This window comes from uncultured Mucilaginibacter sp., from assembly GCF_903913935.1.
Classification (GTDB): Bacteria; Bacteroidota; Bacteroidia; order Sphingobacteriales; family Sphingobacteriaceae; genus Mucilaginibacter.
Genome location: NZ_CAIWNH010000507.1, coordinates 1 through 1,854, shown reverse-complemented (window position 1 = coordinate 1,854; position 1,854 = coordinate 1). Strand labels below are relative to the sequence as shown.

The 1,854-nt window shown below is 40.8% G+C and carries 4 protein-coding genes; all 4 read right to left on the bottom strand.

The features are described 5' to 3' along the window. Positions 1-83 precede the first annotated feature (83 nt). Genes QZY09_RS20495 through QZY09_RS20480 form a run of 4 tightly spaced genes read right to left on the bottom strand, consistent with a single transcriptional unit; the run spans position 84 to position 1,826 of the window. Positions 84-479: a hypothetical protein gene (locus QZY09_RS20495; protein WP_295675518.1), complete on the bottom strand. Its 396-nt coding sequence runs from the start codon at positions 477-479 to the stop codon at positions 84-86. A gap of 4 nt (positions 480-483) precedes the next feature. Continuing rightward, positions 484-915, bottom strand: coding sequence for a hypothetical protein (locus QZY09_RS20490; RefSeq protein ID WP_295675517.1), 432 nt, complete (start codon positions 913-915; stop codon positions 484-486). Continuing rightward, entirely contained in the window at positions 912-1,661 is a 750-nt protein-coding gene (locus QZY09_RS20485; RefSeq protein WP_295675515.1) for a hypothetical protein, read from the bottom strand. The genes QZY09_RS20490 and QZY09_RS20485 overlap by 4 nt, the downstream gene beginning before the upstream one ends. Before the next feature lie 21 nt (positions 1,662-1,682). Beyond that, positions 1,683-1,826: a hypothetical protein gene (locus QZY09_RS20480; RefSeq protein WP_295675513.1), complete on the bottom strand. Its 144-nt coding sequence runs from the start codon at positions 1,824-1,826 to the stop codon at positions 1,683-1,685. Positions 1,827-1,854: the final 28 nt, after the last annotated feature.

Here is a 1,854-nt window from a genome sequence, read left to right as displayed (position 1 = left end):
GTATTTGCATTTTTACCCCCCCCCCAAACAACATCCTGATTACCCTTTAAAATGGCTTTTAAATACAATCGGGGGCATTTTTACTAAATTCCATTTAAATAACCTACATGAACCTTACTAAACATGGTAACGGCCTTGTTTAAATCCCCTACATTCAAATCATCAAGCGGGTGTTTAAGCTTCGAGATAAAGAAGTTATTTACCCGCTCCATGTCCACACGGCGGGTGCCGGGGATATGCCATTTCATTTCGTGCGCAAGGCTTAATATTTTGCGTTTGCTTTTATCGCTCTGGCTGGGCGGTTGCCCTGTCATATCTTCAAGGTATTTAAACAGCGCCATTGTTTCCGGGTAATCCATTAATGATAAACTACCCGTGCGGCCTTCGGTAAAGCTTTCAACTATTACTATCTTATTCTCCTCATTTACCCGCGCTTTAGCCAGCAGCGTGCGCGCCTTTTTAATTTGATCTTTAGTCATGGTTTTAGCTTTCCTTACTCCAATCAGTTTTATAATATTCCTTCTTTAAATAGTTCTCCGGGTTCGCCTTTGCCACGCCGGTACGTGTCAGATAATAATTGTACGGCCCTATGGATTTAAGCGTAGCCAGCTTCTTTACATCGCTCATTTTGTTGTAGAAAGGTTCGCACCTATGCGGGTGTATTTTCTTATCATATTCCCGCCAAAAGTTTTCAAAACTTAAATCTTCACTTACCTTTTTTACAGTAAAATATTGCGTTTCGTTCAACTTTTGCAAATCAGCCTCTTCACGGGGCATTTTTCGCAGTAAACCTACCAGCTGCGTTTCGTTTAATTCAGCGTCTAATACGCTGTAAAACAGCAGAAATCCGGCATTGTCATAGTTAAACTGAACGCCTCCTTTGTAGTGGATTGAGGTTAAAATATACTTCGTCATTTTGCAGATACCCCCCCTTCTTCGGCTACATTTTCAGCATCAAACAATGTTTTCTTAGGGCGGTTATCCCGCTCAATAAAAAACTTCGGTTCGCGCCTTCGCGCCATTTCATCCCATATTACATAAGGCTCTGTGCCGCCAAACCTGTTCTTTTCAGGATGGGCTATATAGTTTTTAACCAATATGCGGCAGCCGCCGTCATAGCCAATCTTTAACGCTGTTTTACCGTCAGGATACTTCCCGTTTTTGTGCGATATAAAAATGAAGCCCTTTTTAGGGTAGTCGTTTTTTAATGCAAAATATTCCTGCACAGTAATATCAATATACTGGGCGCTATCAATTACAAACAGATCAGCGCTTCCCCGCTTGCCTATCTTAGTACGCAAATCTTCTAAATAGGTAGTATTCGGTTTTTTACAGTAATGTGGGTCGGTTACTGAAAAGCGGCTGCCTACATCCAGCATCCCGTTACGGCGCAAAGCCATCTGCATATCAAGGCCATGTCCCTGTTCATAACTTATCCAATCCACGTCAGTTCCAGCCTTGCAAAAGCTTTTCGTCATGCGCATAACTAATTCCGTTTTGCCTTCGCCGCTGTCGCCGAAAACTAAAATATGGATGTTATTTGGGATGTTTCCGAGTAACGGTTTAAATTCGGCGTCATACGCTAACAGGTCGTATATTTTTTGCAAAATTTGAAACGTGCCTAAAGTTCCTGTACTTCTTTTAGTATTCTTTGTACTCATTAAATTTGTTATAAAACCTGTTTAAGTAAATTTTAACCAATCGTTTTCTTTAACTATTGTTGTTTTAAATGGATACTTTATCTGCGGGTTATTCTGTATGTCTTCAATGAGCGCTTTCCCCGAAGTAAATATCACATGCATGGTTTCGCCAATACTGATCTGCATATCCAAACGCTATGTGACTATCTCTTTT